Consider the following 16,624-nt stretch of genomic DNA (forward strand, 5'->3'; position numbering starts at 1 on the left):
TCCTCACCGCGCAGCGGTCTCGAGGTGGCTCGCCAGCTCCCGGATCGCCACCGCGGCGGCGATGGCGTTGCCGCGGCCGTTGACGTGGAGACGGTCCTCGCTCCAGATGGACGGGTCCTCGGCGGCGTCCAGCCAGGTCAGGGACACGTGCACGGCACCGAGTTCGGCTGCGACCCCGGCGGTGCGCTCGCTGAAGGTCCGCACCTTCCGGCCCAGCAACGCCGACAGCCGGGCCGGCAGAAATCCGGCACGGGAGATGTCGAACACCCCGACGGTGATCACCGTGACGCCGCGCCGGGTGAACTCGGACACCAGATCGGTGAACGCACGCGTGAACTCGTCGGGGTCGAAGTCCCTGCGCAGCACGTCGTTGCCGCCGCAGGCGACCGCGGCCAGGTCGGGCTCGAACGCCAGCGCACGCGCGAGCTGCTGCTCACGCACTTCGGCGAGACGCAGGCCTCGCCTGCCCAGGTTCAGGTAGCCGAGAGTGCCGTTCGCCGACTCCAGGGCTCCGGCGATGCGGTCGGCCCAGCCCCCGCTGCCGTAACCGTCGACGTCCTCGCCCACGCCCGCGGCGACGCTGTCGCCGATCACGGCGAACCGGCGCCACGGCGCGCCTGCCAGCAGTCGGTCCGACGCACCGGGGTCCAGGGTGCGCGGATCTTCCTTCTCGTTGCGGTAGAGCGGTGGTGCCGAGAGCGTCCCGGTCATGGGCATCTCCTAGTTCTCCGAAGGCGGGCCGGATCGGGCGAGCCCCCGCACCGCGCTGCGGAACCCCTCGCACAGGAACTCGAACTCGGAGCCGGACAGGATCGCGGGCGGGGAGATCCGGACCACGACGTCGCTGCCGAGCGTCGCGGTGGCGATCACGCCGGCGTCCAGCAGTCCACCGAGCACCGCGCTCGCGGTGCCGACCCGGACGCAGTCGATGCCGAGCAGCAGCCCGCGGCCCCGCACCTCCCGGATCGAGTGCGGTGCGGTGGCGGCGATCTTCGTGAACTCCGCCAGCAGCCGGGCGCCGAGCAGTTCGGATCGCGTCACCAGGCCGTCCCGTTCGATGACGTCGAGGGTCGTGGTGACGGCGACCGCGGCCAGGGGCGAGCCCCCGAACGTGGACGAGTGGATCCGCGCGTTCCGGTTGAGCGGGGCGAACGCGCGTTCGTTCGCCACGACCGCGCTGACCGGCATGCAGCCGCCGCCGAGGCTCTTGCCCGCCAGCAGGACGTCCGGCACGACGTCCTCGATCGAGCAACCCCACCAGGCGCCGAGCCGGCCGATGCCGGTTTGCACCTCGTCGAGCACCAGCAGGGCGTCATGGCGATCGCAGGCGTCCCGGACGGCGCGCAGGTACCCCGGCGGCGGAATGCGCACGCCCCCTTCGCCCTGCACCGGTTCCAGCACGACGCAGGCTCGCCGGGGATCGGCGGCCAGGTCGGCTGCCAGGGCGTCGGCGTCGCCGAACGGCACGGTCGACACGTCGGGCAGCAACGGCTGGAACGGCCGCTGGTAGATCAGCCGGTCGGTGATGCTCAACGCTCCCAGCGTCTTGCCGTGGAACCCGCCCCTGGCTGAGACCACCCGCCGGTGACCGGTGGCCCGGCCGAGCTTGAGCGCTGTCTCGACCGCCTCGGCGCCGGTGCTGCCGAAGTAGACGTGGTCCAGGCCGGGAGGCGCGACGCTCGCCAGCCGTTCGGCGGCCAGCGCCAGCTCCGCGCTGAGCATGCTGCGCGTCGCCAGCGCCCGCGTCGCCAGTTGCCGCTGCAACGCGCCGACGACATCGGGATGGCTGTGTCCCAGCAGGAACACGCCGTATCCGCCGCAATCGAGGTAACGCCTGCCGGCGGAGTCGGTGACCCAGGCACCGAGGGCGCTGGACTCGACGGGCTGGCGGGTCTTCTCCGCGATGTCCGCGGCAGCCTGCCCGACGTGCCGCCGGTACCGGGCGACGACTTCGGCAACGGTGTTCGGATCAGGCATCCGGTGCCTCCTCCAAGATCAGCCGCGCCGCGTTCTCGGCGATCGCGACCGTCGCGGCGTTGGGATGCGCGGCGGGCAGAACCGGCATGACCGATGCGTCGGCCACCCTCAGGCCACTGACGCCGCGGACCCTCAGCCGGTGATCGACCACGGAGGCCGGGTCCTGGCCCAGCCGGCACGTTCCCGCCGGGTGGTACAGGGTTTCGGCGTGCTGGGCGAGGTGGTCGCGGATCTCGCCGGTGCTCGCGTCCGCGGCGAGCGAAAAGGTCTCCGCGCCGGACGGAACTCCGGACAGCACGCGCAGGGCGAACCGGATTCCGGAGACCAGGGTCTTCACGTCCGCCGGATCCTCCAGGTACCGGGGATCGATGACCGGCGCGGTGGTGACGTCGGCCGCCGCAAGACCGAGTCGCCCCCGGCTCCTCGGGCGCAGCAGCACCACGCACACGGTGCTGCCGGTACCGGTACCGGACCGACCGTGGTCGCGGAACTGCACGGGCATCCAGAGCAGCTCGACGTCCGGACCGGGAGCGGCGGGATCGAGGCGGACGAACGCGGCGGCCTCCGCCAGGTTCGAGCTCAACGGCCCCCGGCGGGACCGGACGTAGCGGCGCGGGTCCCAGTCCGGCTCGCCCGCTCCAGGTGGCACACCGATGACGGGCACCTGCAGGTGGTCGGCCAGGTGCGCACCGACCTCGGGCGCCGCGGCCAGCACCGGGACACCGAATCGCGCCAGCTCGTCGGAGGGCCCGATCCCCGAGGCCATCAGCAGGTGCGGGCTGCCGATCGCCCCGGCCGACAGGACCACCTCCCGCCGGCAGCGCTCCTCACGCCCGTCCTCGTACTCGATCCCGGCCGCACGAGTCCCGTCGAAGAGAACGCGTCGCACGCGGGTGCCGGTCCGGACGGTCAGGTTGTCGCGATCGAGTGCCGGACGCAGGTACCCGTCCGCGACGCTGAACCGCTGCCCCTCGCGCTGGCTCACCGCGGTGAGACCACCGCCCTCGGCCTCGGACAACCCGATTCCGTCCAGTGTGGACAGACCGGCTTCGTCGCAGGCGCGCAGGAATTGAAGGGCTCGTGGGTCCGGGTCGCGCAACGGGCCCACCCACAGCGGACCGGATCCGTCACCCGCGCGTTCGGCGCGGACTAGCTGCCCGCGAACCAGTTCCCGGCTCCACTCCGGACCGCCGGCCCGCTCCCACTCGGCGAAGTCCGCCGGGTGCCCGCGGGTCCAGACCTGGGCGTTGATCGCCGCGCTGCCCCCGAGCGTCCGGCCTCTCGGCCAGCGCAGCTCGCGCCCGTTCAGCCGGGGCTGCGGCACCGTCCGGAAGTCCCAGTCGTACTCGGTGCCGAACAGCCGGGGGAACGCCGCGGGAATGCGGATCTCGGGCTTGACGTCCGGCGGACCCGCTTCGACCAGCAGCACCGAGCGGTCACCTCGCTCGGTCAGCCGGTTCGCGAGGACACACCCTGCCGAGCCGGCACCGACGACGATGTAGTCGATCACCGGCTCGCGGCCTGGATCCGGGCCACCAGTTGGGCGGGCGTCTCGCCGAAGTGGGTCGTCAGCGCGCTGATCCAGCGCTCGACGCCGAAGGCGAGGCACCCGGTGAAGGCGTGGTCGCCGCCGGCTTGGCGGATGTCGAGCCGTTCGCCGAAGAAGTTGCGGTGGAAGTTGATCGAGCCGATGGCGAGGTCGTCGCCGAAGACGAACTCCTCCTTCACCGGGAACAGCCGCTGCATCACGCTCCGCGCGCCGTCGCGGTCGAAGAACGGGTCCGTCGCCGGTCGCACCTCGATCGGGAGGCCGAGCTCGGAGAGGAAGCCGGTCACGGCCTGCCTGCTCCGCGCCAGGTGGTCCAGCACATCCGCCTGCGCACCGACGCAGACGATCTCGCGCATCGTGAAGCCGAGCAGCCGGCGCAGTCCGTCGTAGTGGGTCTCGTGCCGGAAACACGTGGCGACCGTGGTGACGCGACGGGACTCGGCGAGCCGGGTGCCGCGCAAGTCCAGGTAGACGCTGTAACAGGCGGCGGAAGGCAGGGCGAAGCCGGCGGGTTCCAGATCCGCCGCGTCCACCTCCGGGCCGGGAAGCCCCGCTCGGGCGTACTTCGCCGCGGCGTCGCCGCGGATCCGGCTCCCCAGCACGGCCAGCTGCGGGAAGTTCTCGAAGTAGTCGAGGGAGTCGAGGTCCGCTGTGCTCAGCAACGGTGGGTACCGCACCGGCATCGCGTCGAACTCCGCCGCCCAGCGGAGGAACCGGGCTTCCAGTTCGGTCCACAGCCGCAGGGTCTCGGGACCGATGGTGGGCAGCCCGGACCGCGCGCTGAAGTCGGCCGGCGAGGTCGACCGGGTCATCGGAGAAACCTCGCTTCGATGGCGTCGATGGTCCGGAAGTCCTCGGGCGCCACGTCCACCATCGGGATCTCCCGTCCGGTCAACTCCTCCAGGAGGTACAGGAAGTTGACGAACCCGAGCGAGTCCAGAACCCGGTTCTCGATCAGGTCCAGATCACGGGGGATCTCCTCGAAGTCCGGCCTCTTCGCCAGCAGGAAGTCGATGACGACCGTGACGGGATCCTTGACGTCACCGCCGCTCATGCCGGTCCCGGCAGGACGTCGTCGGTCAGGATTCCCTCGTTGAGCAGGAACCTCATCGACCGCTTGAGAATCTTGGCCTGGTACTCCCCGTGCGCGGGGTCGGCCAGGATCCGCCGCCTGAGCGCGTAAGGATCGGGAATCCCGGCGTCCCTGAAGACGGCCGGGCTGACCAGGCTCTCGACGGACCGCCTGAGGTAGCGCTTGAGGTAGGTCTCCAGGTCGGCGAGCTCCGCCACGGACAACCGCGCGCGCAGGTCCGCGTGCAGGACCGAGACGATCTGGCGGCCGAACGCCACGTGCCGCGACTCGTCCTGGTGGTGGATGTGGTTGACCTGCTTGATCGTCTCGTGCAAGCGGTCGTCGGTACCCATGCGGCTGTTGAAGTGGTCGACGATCTCCTCGAACAGCAGCAGCCGGGCGAACACCAGGAAGTGCGCCGCCGGCCCCGCCGACTCGATGTCGAGCTGGAACGCGGTGTTCGGGTAGATCTTGTCGCCGTACTTCAGGCAGAAGGTGGCGAAGAACCACATGTGCTCGTTCTCTTCGCCGATCATGTGGTGGAAGTACTCGGAGGAAGCCCGGAACTCGTCGGTGTGGATCCGCTGGATGATCTCGACGATCAGTTCCCTGATGCCGTGCACGTTCAGGCTGTAGAAGTTGATGCTCTCCCACTTGCTGATCGCCCAGAGCTGTGCCTCCGACAGCTCGCCGGCAGCCTCGGTCCCGTACGTGGACATCAGCTCCGGAGACATCCAGTACTGGTGCTCCGGCAGCGACTCCGGCCAGTCGAACACCTCGTACGGGTTGTAGTAGTCGGACTTCGACATGCCGACCAGCCGGTCGAGGATCGTCACCAGCCGGTCGGACGAAGACAGCAGGTCTGTCACGGAGAGTCCTTCGTCATCTCGTTGAGCTCCTTGGCGGCACGGATGGTCAGCGTGGTCTTGGGCACCGTCGTCACGCCGCCGCGACGGTGTTCGTAAAGCCCTTCATCGGCTTCGTGCGCGGTCGGGAGCAGGCGGTTGAGCGCCGACCCGAAACACGCCGTGCGGAAGTCCGGATGCGCTCCTCCGGCGTGGTCGGCGAGGCCGGCGAAGATCGGGTCGACGACTTTGACCTGCCCGTCGTCGTCGGTGACCTCCAGCCAGGAGTGCGCCAGGTCGAGGACGCCGAGGATCCAGCCTCGCCGGGTGCGCGCGGGGTAGCCCGCCGCCCGCGCCTTCGCGGCCAGGTCCAGGCTGACCGAGATGCACGGCGCCACTCCGTGGGGCAGCACCAGTTCCGGGTGCCGCTGCAGTTCCTCGGGCATCCGCGCCCACCGGTGGTCCCCGTGCGAGTACTCGCTGACGATCTCGCGCAGCCGGCGCGATCGCAGCGTTCGCGGCTCCCCGGCGGTCCGCAGCACCGCGTCCACCTGAGCGGTGCCGCCCTCCGTCACCACGACGACGTCGGGGCCGGTCGGAGGAGGCGTTTCCGCGACCTGGCCCGCCGCCCTCGCACCGATCCGCTCGACGCGTCCGCCGAACAGCTCCGGCATCGGCCTGGCCACCGCGAAGGCGGCCGGTCCGCTGCCGTCCGGAGGCGCTGTCATCGTCAGCGAATAGGTCCATCGCATGGGCTGGAACCAGGTGCGCGGATCGTGCGTCATCCAGCGCAGCGCGAACCGGATCCCCAGCTCCGCGGCCGACGTCCCGGACTTCGAGTACAGCGCGAGGTTGAACAGGTCGTGCCGGTCGAACAGCTCGCCCTCGCCGGCGTGCGGCAGGCCCGCGTTCACCAGCTCGGTGAGCACTTCGTCCGAGCAGCGCAGGACGTCGAGCGCCCCGGTGCGGTCGACGTCCTCCTGCCGGTAGCCCGCCGGAATCGTGAACAGCCCGTCCAGCGCCGCGAGCCAGCCGTCCACCGGGAGAGTCGACCGCGCCCGCAGGGCACCACCCGTCCTCATCGGCTCCGGTCCGAGACGGCTCGGCCGATCAGCTCCTCGACGTCGCCGACGGTGACCAGCGCGGGCGCGCTGTCGTCGATCTGACCCAGCTCGAACTCCGACTCGAGCACCAGCGACAGCTCGACCAGCGTCATCGAGTCGAGACCGAGGTCCTCCATCAGGCGATCGGCGCTGGTGACGGTGTGACCGTCGAGCGGCGACATCTCACTGACGATCTTCCGCACCTGAGCGGAAACGTTGCTGTCCACCAGAAGTTCTCCTTGTTTCACGTCAGCTGCTGCACGGACCGAACCGGATGCGGCCGGCCCCACCGGCCGGCGTACTCGTCGAGCGCCCGGCCGACGGCCCGGTCGAACGCGTTCGTGGTGGCCGGCGCGGCATCGGGCAGCCCGACGCTGCGCAGCTGCCGCTCCACCCGGTCACGGGCGACCGCCCACATCGCCCGCAGGAGGGCCGCGCGCTGCTCCAACCCGGCGCGGATGACCGGTGCCGGCTGCTCGGTCTGCGGTCCGACCAGCACCGTCGCGGCGAGTTCGACCGCCTCGGTGTAGGTCGCCGCCAGCGCGTCGCCACGTCCCTCGGACACCGCCCTGCGCGCGGCCAGGAATCCGAACGAGATGTGCCTGGACTCGTCGCGGGTCACGTTGGTCAGCCCGATGTCGAGCACCGGCAGGCCGAGCGAGCGAGCCAGCTGCCGGGTGGTGCGCAGTGCGGTCGCGGCCAGAACGCCCTCGGTGACCAGGTGGTAGTAGGTGGAGGCCGCCTGCCACGCGACCGGGTTGCCGGACTCCGCGTGGACGCGCCTGGTCACGCGCCGCAGTTCCGGGTCGAAGTAGTGCGCGTAGTCGGTCCTGGCCCGCAGCTCCGGGGTTTCGGCGGCCACGTCCATCCCGATGACCCGCTCGAGGTACGTCTGGAAGAACTTGACGTGCCGCGCCTCGTCGGCGATCTGGGTCGCGAGGTACAGCTGATCGCTTTCGAACCGCGCGTGCTCGATCAACGAGCTGAGCGTCGCGGTGACCGACGCCTCGCCGACTTCGAGCTCGGCGAGTGAGTGCATCAGCTCCCGGCGGCGGAACGGCCGCAGCCCGGCCCACACCGCGCGGTCCTGTTCGTAGTCGAGCTCGCCGACCGCCCAGTGCTGGTTCTCCCAACGCTGGTACAACGCGTGGGCGTCGACTCCGCGGTCCGTCCCGTTCGCGGGCTGGTCGGCCAGCAGGGACTCCAGCTCGTCGTGCGTGGTGGTCATCGCGCCCCTCCGTGCTCGGATCGCGCTTCCGGAGCCCAGGGGGCCGGCCTGGTGGACACGTCGTCCCAGGTGCTGTGGACCACTTCGCCGGGCAGTTCGCCTTCGAGCATCGAACGCCACAGCACCCGCCGGCGTGGTTTGCCGCTCGACGTCCGCTCGATCGCGTTCGGCCCGCCTCGCACGATCGCGTGCGCGACCGACTCGGACGTCCGTGCCCGCAACAGCGTGACGATCGGGCGCGGGTCGGCGTCCCGGTCGCCGCCGGCGAGGATCACCACGGCCAGGTCCACGAGGTCGGCGGTGCCGAGCAGGACCACGACCCGGTTCGGGGAGACCCCGAGCTCGGCGGCGATCTCCAGCTCCAGGTCCTCGGCGTGCACCGCCGTACCCCGGACCTTCAGGCTGTCGCCGATCCGGCCGACGACGAAGAGGTCGCCACCGAGGAGGACACCGGCGTCGCCGGTCTCGAACCCGTCGGCGGTGAACCGGCCGGGGGCGACGTCACCCTGGTAGCCCTGCGCGACCGAGCTGCCGCGGATGCGGATCTGGCCGAGGTATCCCTCGCCCAGTTCGGCACCCTGGTCGTCGATGATGTCGACCGACATCCCGGGTACCGCGGTGCCGCACCCGGTCAGCCAGGTGCCCGTCACCGGCAGGTCGACACCCAGCACACCCGCGTCGCCGAACTTGACCGGAGTGCCCTCGGTGATGACGGGGGAGTCCACCGCCCTGATCGACGTGCCGGTCCCGGGGGTCACGCCGGTCACCGCCAAGGTCGCCTCGGCCATCCCGTACGCGGCCACGAGAGCGGACGGGTCGAACCCGAACGGGGCCAGCAGCCGGCCGAACCGGCCCATGCCGGCCGGGTCGATCCGCTCGGCGCCCAGGATGGCCACCCGCCACCGGGAGAAGTCGAGCCCGTCGAGGTGTTCCGCGCGCACGCGCCGTGCGGCGTAGGCGAAGCCGAAGCTGGGCGCCGAGGTGGCGGTGGCGAGTCCCTGCCCGAGCAGCCGCAGCCAGCACATCGGGTCGCGCAGGAAGTCCTGCGGCGTCATCAGGTACATGGTGTTCTGGGTGACCATGTTGTGCACCGTGGTGATCAGACCCATGTCGTGGTACAGCGGTACCCACTGCGCGAAGACGTCGTCCGGGGTGAGCCCCAGCCAGTCCCGTTGCGCGGCGATGGTCGACACCAGGTTGCCGACGCTCACCCGCACGCCCTTGGGCGCGCCGCTGGAGCCGGACGTGTACTGCAGCAGGGCCAGTTCCGGGAGCGGCAACGGGACAGCGGTTCCAGCGCCGGCCCCGGAGTCCCGGCTCGGCACGAGAAGCGGCGCTGGCCCGACGTGCTCCGCAGCGTCGCGGGCGTGCTGGGCCAGGAGGTCGTCGAAGACGACGGCCGTGCAGCCGGACACGCGGATGATGGTGGCGGCGTGCTCCAGAGACCTCTCGCCACCGCCGAACGTGGCGGGCGTCGCCAGCGGTGACGGCGTGCACCCGGCTGCCAGCACACCGAAGAAGGCGGTCACGAACTGGAGCGGGTCCGCGACCGCCAGGACGACCACCGACCCCGGCCGCACCCCGGCGGCCAGGACGCGCTGTGCGGTGTGCAGGGCTTCCGCCGCGATGTCCGAGTACGGGTGGTAGGAGAACTCACCGGAACCGGCTGAGATGTGCAGGCCGTGCCCCGCGCGAGGTGAGGTCAACCAGTCGTTGAGTGATATCTGATCGGGCATTTCCTGTTCGCTCGCTCATCTCGTGGTGGGACGGTTCGACGTCAGGCGTGTTGCGACCGCAGTAGCACTTTGTCGGGCTTGCCGTTGGCGTTGAGCGGCAGAGCGCTCAGGACGTCGATCTGCTCGGGCACGTGGATCACCGACAGGGACCGGGCGATGCGGGCGCGGATGTGGCCGACGTCGATCGGCGCGTCCGGATCGCACTCGATGGCGGCATGAACGTGCTCGGTGCCGTCGGCGTCCTGCACCCCGTAGACCGCGGCGTGCCGGACGCCCGGATGCGAGAGGATCTCGCCCTCGACGACGATCGGGTGGACCTTGACGCCGTCGACCTTGATCACCTCTGCCACCCGGCTCGTCAGGTGCAGGTAGCCGTCGTCGTCGAAGAAGCCGATGTCCCCGGTGAAGTACCAGCCGTCGCGCAGCACGCGGGTCGTCAGATCCGGGTCGCCGGTGTAGCCGTCCATCATCTGCGGCGAGCGCACCCGGAGTTCACCGATCTGCCCCGCCTCCAGCGGCGCGCCCGAATCCGGGTCGCAGACGACGGCCTCCACCTGGGGGTGGGGCCGGCCGACGGTGGTCGCGAGCGCCGGATCGCCGTGCTCGTCGGGCATGAGGTACGTGATCCGGCCGGTCTCCATCGAGCCGTACCCCTGGGCCAGGACCGGGCCGAAGAGGGCGAAGGCCTGCGCGATCCTGGCCGGCGCCGCCGGGCTCCCGCTGTAGAAGATCCGCTTCAGCGAGGAGAGGCCCGAAGCCGCGACGTCGCTGATCCCCTGTTCGTGGAGGTGGTCGATGAGCTGGAACACGTGCGTGGTCGCCATGTAGGTCCACGTGACGTCCCCTTCGGACACGATCTTCACGAGTTCCTCGGCGCTGTAGTTCTCCTGGAGGTGGACCGCGCCGCCCAGCGCGAGAGTGGCGTCCGCGATCGGGGCGACCGAGTGGCTCAACGGCGTGGACACCAGCATCGTGGCGCAGTCGACGTTGCGGCCGACGGTGACGAAGGCCTGCACCGCGCACTCCCAAGCCCGGTTCGCCATCCGGATGCCCTTGGGCCGTCCGGTGCTCCCGCTCGTGAAGGTGACGGCGGCGAGCGCATCCGGATCCCACGGCGCGACGTCGGCCCGCCCGGCGCCATCGCGGTCCGCGGGACGAGGCCGCACCACCTCGAGTCCGCCCACGCTGTCGGCGAGTTCCCCGGCGCGCCGGGAGTTCCCGGCATCGGCGTAGACGGCCGTGGCGCCGGTCTCGTGCAGGACCCGGACCTGGTCGTCCAGGGGGAGGACCGTCGACCTGGTCCCGGGGTTGCTGGTCCGCAGGTAGCAGACGGCACCACCGAGCAGATGCGTCGCGTACCGCACCGTGAGCATTTCAGGACTGTTGGCCGCGACGAGGATCGCGACCACGTGCCCCTTGCCGACGCCGCATTCGCGCAGCGCGTGGAACGCATCGGTCACGGACCGGAGCAGATCCCCGCCGGTGAACACTTCGCCCCGCCAATGCGCGGCAGGGGAGTCCGGTGCGCCGGCGAGCACCGAAAGGATCTCCGACACGTGACTGCGACTCGCGGTCCACCAATGCTCGGGTGGCATGAAGCGACCTTCCTGATCAGGTGATGGCTGCACCACTGCCCGACGAAGTCGGCGGCTGCACGTGAGAGGCCGGTCGTTCGCCGTTGAACGGCGTGGCGCATACGACCGGGCGGATGAATTCTCGCCTGGCGGGTGAAGACGCGGTAGAACGTTCGACCGGCTACAACGGCGCGTCGAACAGCCTCTGATCGGGGTAGCCGATCAGGGCGGCCGGCCTTCCCGGCCGACGCGTCCCGTGCCGGCACCGGGTCGCGGTGCGGCGCGGCGCGACGCGGATTCGCAGGCTGTGGCCCCGTGCTGTTCGAGGGCATGAAATCTGCTCGGTCGCAACCCTCCGGAAGACACGAGATAATTTGAATGGTGAATCTCTCCGAGGGCATAGAATTACGCAGGAGGCAAATCTGCCCGAGGGCATGGGATTCGGTCGCACGCAACGGTATTGACGAGGAACTTTCGGCTTGACAGTGTTGCGCGCATTTGATTGTGTACGAGTCGTTCAGGCCCTCGCCGATCGATATCCGAAGGTGGTCATGACCACGCCTCCAACGCTGCCGAAGTTCAGGCAGCAGTTGATTCTTGCCGTTCTTATGCTGTGTTCGGTGCTGATCTGGCTGGACAACACGGTCCTGAGCGCTGCGCTGGAGACCCTTGCGGACCCGGTTCGCGGGCTGAGCGCCGATCCCGGTGAGCTGCAGTGGGCCACCGGTTCGTACACGCTGACCTTTGCCACGTTGATGTTCACCGCGGGTGCGTTGGGCGACCGGTTCGGGCACCGGACGGTTTTCTGCGGCGGATTGGTGGTCTTCGCGGGGTCGTCGTTGTGGGCGGCCTATGCGGGTGACGCGGGGCAGCTGATCGCGGCTCGGGCGGTCATGGGGGTCGGCAGCGCGCTGATCACGCCCGCCATGATGGCCATTCTCATGTGGACGTTCACCGGCGCCGCGCGGGCTGCCGCGATCGGTGTTTTCTCCACGTCGGCCGGTGTCGGCATGGCTGCCGGTCCCGTGCTGGCCGGGTTCCTGCTGGACCACTTCTGGTGGGGTTCGGTCTTCCTGATCAACGTTCCGGTCACGGTGGTGGCGCTGGCCGGGCTCGCGCTGCTGGTGCCCAACTTCCGCAGCCCCGTCGTGCGGCCGCTGGACCCCGCCGGAATGGTGTTGTCGATCAGCGGGCTCGTGGCGCTGGCCTACGGGCTGATCCGGGCCGGACAGGTGGCCGCGTGGGGTCGCGCCGACGTCTGGGCGCCGATCGTCCTGGGACTGGTGCTGCTGGGCCTCTTCGTGCTCGTCGAGCTCCGGGCCGAGGTGCCCAGCTTCGATCCGCGACTGCTCGCACAACGCGTGTTCGGTGGCGGCAACGTGGCGCTCGGCCTGCTGCTGTTCGCGGTGGCGGCCATCACCTTCTACAACGCCTTCTACCTGCAGGGCGCGCTCGGGTACTCGCCGACGAAGGCGGGTCTGGCCAACATCCCGACCGCGGTCGGCGCGCTCGTGGGGGCGCCGCTCGCCACGCGCCTGGTCCGGCGTCTGTCGCTGCGCCTCGTCGCCGTGCCGGCGTTGACCGTGGCCGCGCTGACGATGGGCGGGTACGCGTTCCTCGGACTGGAGACCCCGCTCTTCTGGATCGAGGTCCTGTTGCTGGTGCAGGGACTCGCGATCGGCATGGTGATCGGGCCCGTCACGGCCGCGTTGATCGGCAACCTGCCGCTGGACCAGGCCGGTGCCGGATCGGCCGTCACCAACACCATCCGGCAGACCGGCAGCGTGATCGGCATCGCGGTCGGCGGCACGATCCTGTCGATCGTCTACCGGCGCGAGATCGAGCCCTCGCTGGCGGGTGTGCCCGGTCCGGAGCAGGACCAGGCGCGGCTGTCCGCCGAACAGGCGCGCCACGTCGCCGACGTCATCGAGCGGCCGGCTCTCGCCAGGGCCGCCGACAACGCGTTCGTCGAGGCCATGCACGTCGGGGCGGGCTGGATCACGGTCATCGCGCTCCTCGGAGCGGTCGTGCTGCTCTTCACCCTGCCCGCCACCGCGAAGAAGAAGGAGCCGGTCGAGGTCAAGACCCAGGGCGCCGAGGTCAGGGTCGCCGAGGCGCCACGAGTGTGATGAAGACTGAAACGGTGGCCCCGGTGAGGGTCGACAGCCAGGCCACGTACCTCCTCGACCGGCACATGTTCGCCCTGTGGACCTGGGCCGGCAGTGCGGCGGGAGCTGCTCCGCCCGTGGGGGACGTGCAGCCGATCGCCCTGGCCGTTCCGACGCAGGACCTCGCCAGGTTCGAGGTGTCCGAGGTCGACTGCGCACTGGTCGAGCCGGACCGGCTCGCCGGCACCTCGCTCGACTCGCCCGGCCGGTCCGTGGACGCCTGGCGGGCACGGATCACGGGCGGCGACTCGGCCATGCCGATCGCCGGGCACGCCGTTCCCGACGCCACCGGTGCCGCCGTGACGTCAGCGGAACACGCCGTGGCGGTCTTCCTGCACACCACCGCCGTCGCGGCCGAACTGCGCACCACGCTGACCGCCGAGCTGCGGCCCTACCAGGTCCGGGGGGTGAGCTGGCTGCGCGAGACCGTCGACGTGCACGGCGGTGCGGTGCTCGCCGACGAGATGGGGCTCGGCAAGACGCTGCAGACGATCGGCTATCTCGTCGGACGCGCCGGCGAGGGGCCGCAGGTGGTGGTGTGCCCCACGTCGCTGGTCGGCAACTGGGCGCACGAGATCGCGCGGTTCGCACCGGACCTGCGGACGAAGATCTGGCGTGGCGGGCCGCTGGAGGCGATGGGCGACAGGACCGTGGTGCTCACCGGCTATCCGACGCTGCGCATGCACGGCCCCGTCCTCCTGGAGCACCAGTGGGTCACCGCCGTCTTCGACGAGGCGCAGGTGCTGAAGAACCCCTACACGCAGGTGTCGAAGGCCGCGCGAACCATCGAGGCCGACGCGAAGATCGCGCTGACCGGAACGCCCGTCGAGAATCGTCTCGAGGAACTCTGGGCGTTGCTGAACCTGGTCGCACCACAGCTCTTCGGGCACAAGGCGCAGTTCCGCCGTCGTTACATCCGGCCGATCGCGGAAGGTTCCGTCGCCGCCGCCACCCGGCTGCGCGGGGTGATCGAACCGGTCGTGCTGATGCGCAAGAAGTCCCAGGTCGCGGTGTCACTTCCACCGAAGATCCACGCCGACCTGATCTGCGACCTCACCGAAGAGCAGCAGCGGCTGTACGACCGGCTGCTGGAACGGGCGATCGACGACGGCTTCGGCAGCGGCGCGCAACGCCAGGCGAGAGTGCTGGCGGCGCTGACCGCGCTCAAGCAGGTCTGCAACCACCCGGCACTGGTCGCCGGCGATTCCGACGACTCCGGCGACTTGGCGGGGCGGTCCGGAAAGCTCGACCTGTGCACCGACATCGTGGCCAACAACCTCGAAACCGACTCGCCGACGCTGATCTTCACGCAGTACCGGAAGACCGGTGAGCTGCTCCTGCGGCACTTCGCCGAGCAGTTCCGCCTGAACGTCCCGTTCTTCCACGGCGGTTTGAACGCCGACCAGCGGGCCGGCATCGTCCGCGGCTTCCAGTCCGACGACGGCCCGAAAGTACTGGTGCTCAGCCTGAAAGCCGGCGGCACCGGGCTCACCCTCACCCGCGCGGCCGACGTCATCCACTTCGACCGGTGGTGGAATCCGGCCGTGGAGGCGCAGGCCTCCGATCGGGTTCACCGAATCGGTCAGACCCGCACCGTGACCGTCACGACCCTGACCACCAACACCACCGTCGAGGAGCACATCGCGGCCATGCATTCGCGCAAATCCGCGCTGTCCGACATCGCTGACATGTCGGGTGTCGCCGAACTGGCCCGGCTGGACGACGATCGCCTCATCGCGACCCTGCGCCGGAAGCGGGCCGGGTGACGTGCCGGACGACGATTTCGGCTACACGCCGTGGGGCCGGGACTGGGTCCGGCTCGCCCAACCCCTGCGCCAGACCCTGCCCAACCCGGCTCTGCCGCGCGCCCGCAAGCTGGCGCGCCTGGGAGGAGTGCAGGTCACGATCGACGGCCGCGTCGTGCGCGGTGTCGTCGAGCGCGGCCGTGGCACGTCGGTGGCCTGCATCGCGGTGGCGCCGATGTCGCAGGAGACGATCGCCGATATCGCCGGCAGGTTGTGCGGCGCCCGGGCTCTCCTCACCGAGGACGTGCACCGCGCGGTCACGGAGATGGGCCATTCACCCGCACCGGTGCTGGAAAGCGTCGACTGCTCCTGCTCGGACGACACCGGGCGATGTGTCCACGTGTTGGCCGTCTTTTACGAAATGGCCCGGCGGGTCGACGACGACCCGCGAATCTCACTCGACGTCCAGGAATTCTGCCAGGTCTCACCGGATGTCACCCGAGCGCCCACCGCGGCATTGCCGCAGCGGTGGATCGCGCTCAACGTCCTGAACCCGGCCGACTACTTCGCCGTTCCGAGGTAGCCCTACGCGAAGGGGGACTTCACGGTGGAGTCACATTGGACAAAACGGAAAGTTTCGGTGCGCGACACCGGGGATTTCAGTGAGCGCCGTCACTGTTGCCGGCTGATGTGGGCGAATTGGTCATGTGACCAGCTCGAACGCGGTGGTCCATTGAGGTTGGTCTTGTGGACAGTGTCCGCAAAGCGTGCCATGCTGATCCATATGGGGCGAATCTTCGCGATATAACACAACAAAATGGGGGATTGTTGCCATGAGTGGCGTGAACGGTGGTGTGGCGCGACACCCGAGCTTGAGCAGTGGAAGTCGTGCGCGTTGCAGCCAGCAGGAATATTACCTGTTACCTGAGATACGGGACAGGCGAACCGTCAATCTGCAGATCATGCTGATCATTCAGAACGACATTCATCGATATAGCATCGAGGGAATGTTCCGGTCGCTCGACATCCGCTTGACGGCGCAGTTCGGCGCGGATTTCGACGATCTCTCGGCGTTCTCCAACGGGCAGCTGATCATTTCGTCCGCCAGTGCTCTGTGTCCTGTGCCCGGCGAGATCGCGGAAAGGTTGCGCGGCCACAACGTGCGCGTGCTGATCCTGGTGGATTCGGCCGACGTCGTCCACGGGTCCTGGATCGATCAAGCCAACGGCTTCCTGGATTGGGCGGACCTCCGGCCCGAGACCCTGCGCCAAGCGGTCGTCGACGTGGAGGCCGGACGGTTCCACGTTTCGCCGACCCTGGCGCGCCGATCCGTGACGGCAGCCGACAGAGCCGGTGACGACATCGGCTCGAAGCGCGCGTCGGCGATCGCGCTGACGGCACGCGAGCAGCAGGTGCTGCGCCTGATCGCCGAGGGACTCAGCAACCGGCAGATCGCCCGGTCACTGAGCGTCTCCGAGCACGGGGTCAAGCGCATGGTCGGCATCATCCTGGCCAAGCTCAACTGTCCGAACCGGACTCTCGCGGTGGTCCGCGCCATCGAGGCAGGGCTTCTCGCCGTGTGACGTGTCGCCCCAGCCGACCCCAGCTCCGACGAGTTCGCCGGCGG

At 69.8% G+C, this 16,624-nt stretch carries 15 protein-coding genes; 4 read left to right on the top strand and 11 right to left on the bottom strand.

Features of this window, described 5'->3' with window-relative positions:
* Positions 1–3: 3 nt before the first annotated feature.
* From LX88_RS30710 to LX88_RS30760, 11 genes are read right to left on the bottom strand one after another with little or no spacing between them, the layout of a single operon-like run.
* Entirely contained in the window at positions 4–711 is a 708-nt protein-coding gene (locus LX88_RS30710; RefSeq protein WP_258951263.1) for an SGNH/GDSL hydrolase family protein, read from the bottom strand.
* Between the two features lie 9 nt (positions 712–720).
* The gene (locus LX88_RS30715) at positions 721–1,977 is read right to left on the bottom strand and encodes an aspartate aminotransferase family protein (RefSeq protein WP_258951264.1); all 1,257 of its coding nucleotides are present in this window, start codon (positions 1,975–1,977) and stop codon (positions 721–723) included.
* Positions 1,970–3,487 carry a GMC family oxidoreductase gene (locus tag LX88_RS30720; RefSeq protein WP_258951265.1) on the bottom strand — a complete coding sequence of 506 codons (1,518 nt, stop codon included), beginning with the start codon at positions 3,485–3,487 and terminating at the stop codon, positions 1,970–1,972. The genes LX88_RS30715 and LX88_RS30720 overlap by 8 nt, the downstream gene beginning before the upstream one ends.
* Positions 3,484–4,338, bottom strand: a complete 855-nt coding sequence (locus tag LX88_RS30725; RefSeq protein ID WP_258951266.1) for an aminoacyl--tRNA ligase-related protein — start codon at positions 4,336–4,338, stop codon at positions 3,484–3,486. Before LX88_RS30725 ends, LX88_RS30720 begins: the two co-directional genes overlap by 4 nt.
* Positions 4,335–4,580 carry an acyl carrier protein gene (locus LX88_RS30730; RefSeq protein ID WP_258951267.1) on the bottom strand — a complete coding sequence of 82 codons (246 nt, stop codon included), beginning with the start codon at positions 4,578–4,580 and terminating at the stop codon, positions 4,335–4,337. Before LX88_RS30730 ends, LX88_RS30725 begins: the two co-directional genes overlap by 4 nt.
* Entirely contained in the window at positions 4,577–5,467 is an 891-nt protein-coding gene (locus LX88_RS30735) for a diiron oxygenase (RefSeq protein WP_258951268.1), read from the bottom strand. The genes LX88_RS30730 and LX88_RS30735 overlap by 4 nt, the downstream gene beginning before the upstream one ends.
* Positions 5,464–6,525: a transglutaminase-like domain-containing protein gene (locus LX88_RS30740; RefSeq protein ID WP_258951269.1), complete on the bottom strand. Its 1,062-nt coding sequence runs from the start codon at positions 6,523–6,525 to the stop codon at positions 5,464–5,466. Before LX88_RS30740 ends, LX88_RS30735 begins: the two co-directional genes overlap by 4 nt.
* Positions 6,522–6,773 carry a phosphopantetheine-binding protein gene (locus LX88_RS30745; RefSeq protein ID WP_258951270.1) on the bottom strand — a complete coding sequence of 84 codons (252 nt, stop codon included), beginning with the start codon at positions 6,771–6,773 and terminating at the stop codon, positions 6,522–6,524. The genes LX88_RS30740 and LX88_RS30745 overlap by 4 nt, the downstream gene beginning before the upstream one ends.
* Before the next feature lie 17 nt (positions 6,774–6,790).
* Entirely contained in the window at positions 6,791–7,774 is a 984-nt protein-coding gene (locus tag LX88_RS30750; protein WP_258951271.1) for a ribonucleotide-diphosphate reductase subunit beta, read from the bottom strand.
* The gene (locus LX88_RS30755) at positions 7,771–9,510 is read right to left on the bottom strand and encodes an AMP-binding protein (protein WP_258951272.1); all 1,740 of its coding nucleotides are present in this window, start codon (positions 9,508–9,510) and stop codon (positions 7,771–7,773) included. Before LX88_RS30755 ends, LX88_RS30750 begins: the two co-directional genes overlap by 4 nt.
* Before the next feature lie 41 nt (positions 9,511–9,551).
* Complete coding sequence (locus tag LX88_RS30760; protein ID WP_258951273.1) at positions 9,552–11,105, bottom strand: class I adenylate-forming enzyme family protein; 1,554 nt, start codon at positions 11,103–11,105, stop codon at positions 9,552–9,554.
* Between the two features lie 587 nt (positions 11,106–11,692).
* Between LX88_RS30760 and LX88_RS30765 the strand changes: the two genes are divergently transcribed.
* From LX88_RS30765 to LX88_RS30780, 4 genes are all read left to right on the top strand, one after another.
* Positions 11,693–13,213, top strand: a complete 1,521-nt coding sequence (locus LX88_RS30765) for an MFS transporter (protein ID WP_258951486.1) — start codon at positions 11,693–11,695, stop codon at positions 13,211–13,213.
* Between the two features lie 23 nt (positions 13,214–13,236).
* Positions 13,237–15,018, top strand: a complete 1,782-nt coding sequence (locus LX88_RS30770; RefSeq protein ID WP_258951274.1) for a DEAD/DEAH box helicase — start codon at positions 13,237–13,239, stop codon at positions 15,016–15,018.
* Between the two features lies 1 nt (position 15,019).
* Positions 15,020–15,580 carry an SWIM zinc finger family protein gene (locus tag LX88_RS30775; protein WP_258951275.1) on the top strand — a complete coding sequence of 187 codons (561 nt, stop codon included), beginning with the start codon at positions 15,020–15,022 and terminating at the stop codon, positions 15,578–15,580.
* 379 nt (positions 15,581–15,959) lie between these two features.
* The gene (locus tag LX88_RS30780) at positions 15,960–16,580 is read left to right on the top strand and encodes a helix-turn-helix transcriptional regulator (protein WP_258951276.1); all 621 of its coding nucleotides are present in this window, start codon (positions 15,960–15,962) and stop codon (positions 16,578–16,580) included.
* Positions 16,581–16,624 lie beyond the last annotated feature (44 nt).

Source organism: Lentzea californiensis (assembly GCF_024648825.1).
In the GTDB taxonomy this organism is placed as follows: domain Bacteria; phylum Actinomycetota; class Actinomycetes; order Mycobacteriales; family Pseudonocardiaceae; genus Lentzea; species Lentzea californiensis.

Excerpts from the sequence above, each read along its gene's own strand:
- LX88_RS30765 (WP_258951486.1), top strand. The coding sequence starts at position 11,693 with ATGCTGTGTTCGGTGCTGATCTGGCTGGACAACACGGTCCTGAGCGCT.
- LX88_RS30725 (WP_258951266.1), bottom strand. The coding sequence starts at position 4,338 with ATGACCCGGTCGACCTCGCCGGCCGACTTCAGCGCGCGGTCCGGGCTG.
- LX88_RS30715 (WP_258951264.1), bottom strand. The coding sequence starts at position 1,977 with ATGCCTGATCCGAACACCGTTGCCGAAGTCGTCGCCCGGTACCGGCGG.
- LX88_RS30760 (WP_258951273.1), bottom strand. The coding sequence starts at position 11,105 with ATGCCACCCGAGCATTGGTGGACCGCGAGTCGCAGTCACGTGTCGGAG.
- LX88_RS30755 (WP_258951272.1), bottom strand. The coding sequence starts at position 9,510 with ATGCCCGATCAGATATCACTCAACGACTGGTTGACCTCACCTCGCGCG.
- LX88_RS30750 (WP_258951271.1), bottom strand. The coding sequence starts at position 7,774 with ATGACCACCACGCACGACGAGCTGGAGTCCCTGCTGGCCGACCAGCCC.
- LX88_RS30730 (WP_258951267.1), bottom strand. The coding sequence starts at position 4,580 with ATGAGCGGCGGTGACGTCAAGGATCCCGTCACGGTCGTCATCGACTTC.
- LX88_RS30710 (WP_258951263.1), bottom strand. The coding sequence starts at position 711 with ATGACCGGGACGCTCTCGGCACCACCGCTCTACCGCAACGAGAAGGAA.
- LX88_RS30740 (WP_258951269.1), bottom strand. The coding sequence starts at position 6,525 with ATGAGGACGGGTGGTGCCCTGCGGGCGCGGTCGACTCTCCCGGTGGAC.
- LX88_RS30780 (WP_258951276.1), top strand. The coding sequence starts at position 15,960 with ATGCTGATCATTCAGAACGACATTCATCGATATAGCATCGAGGGAATG.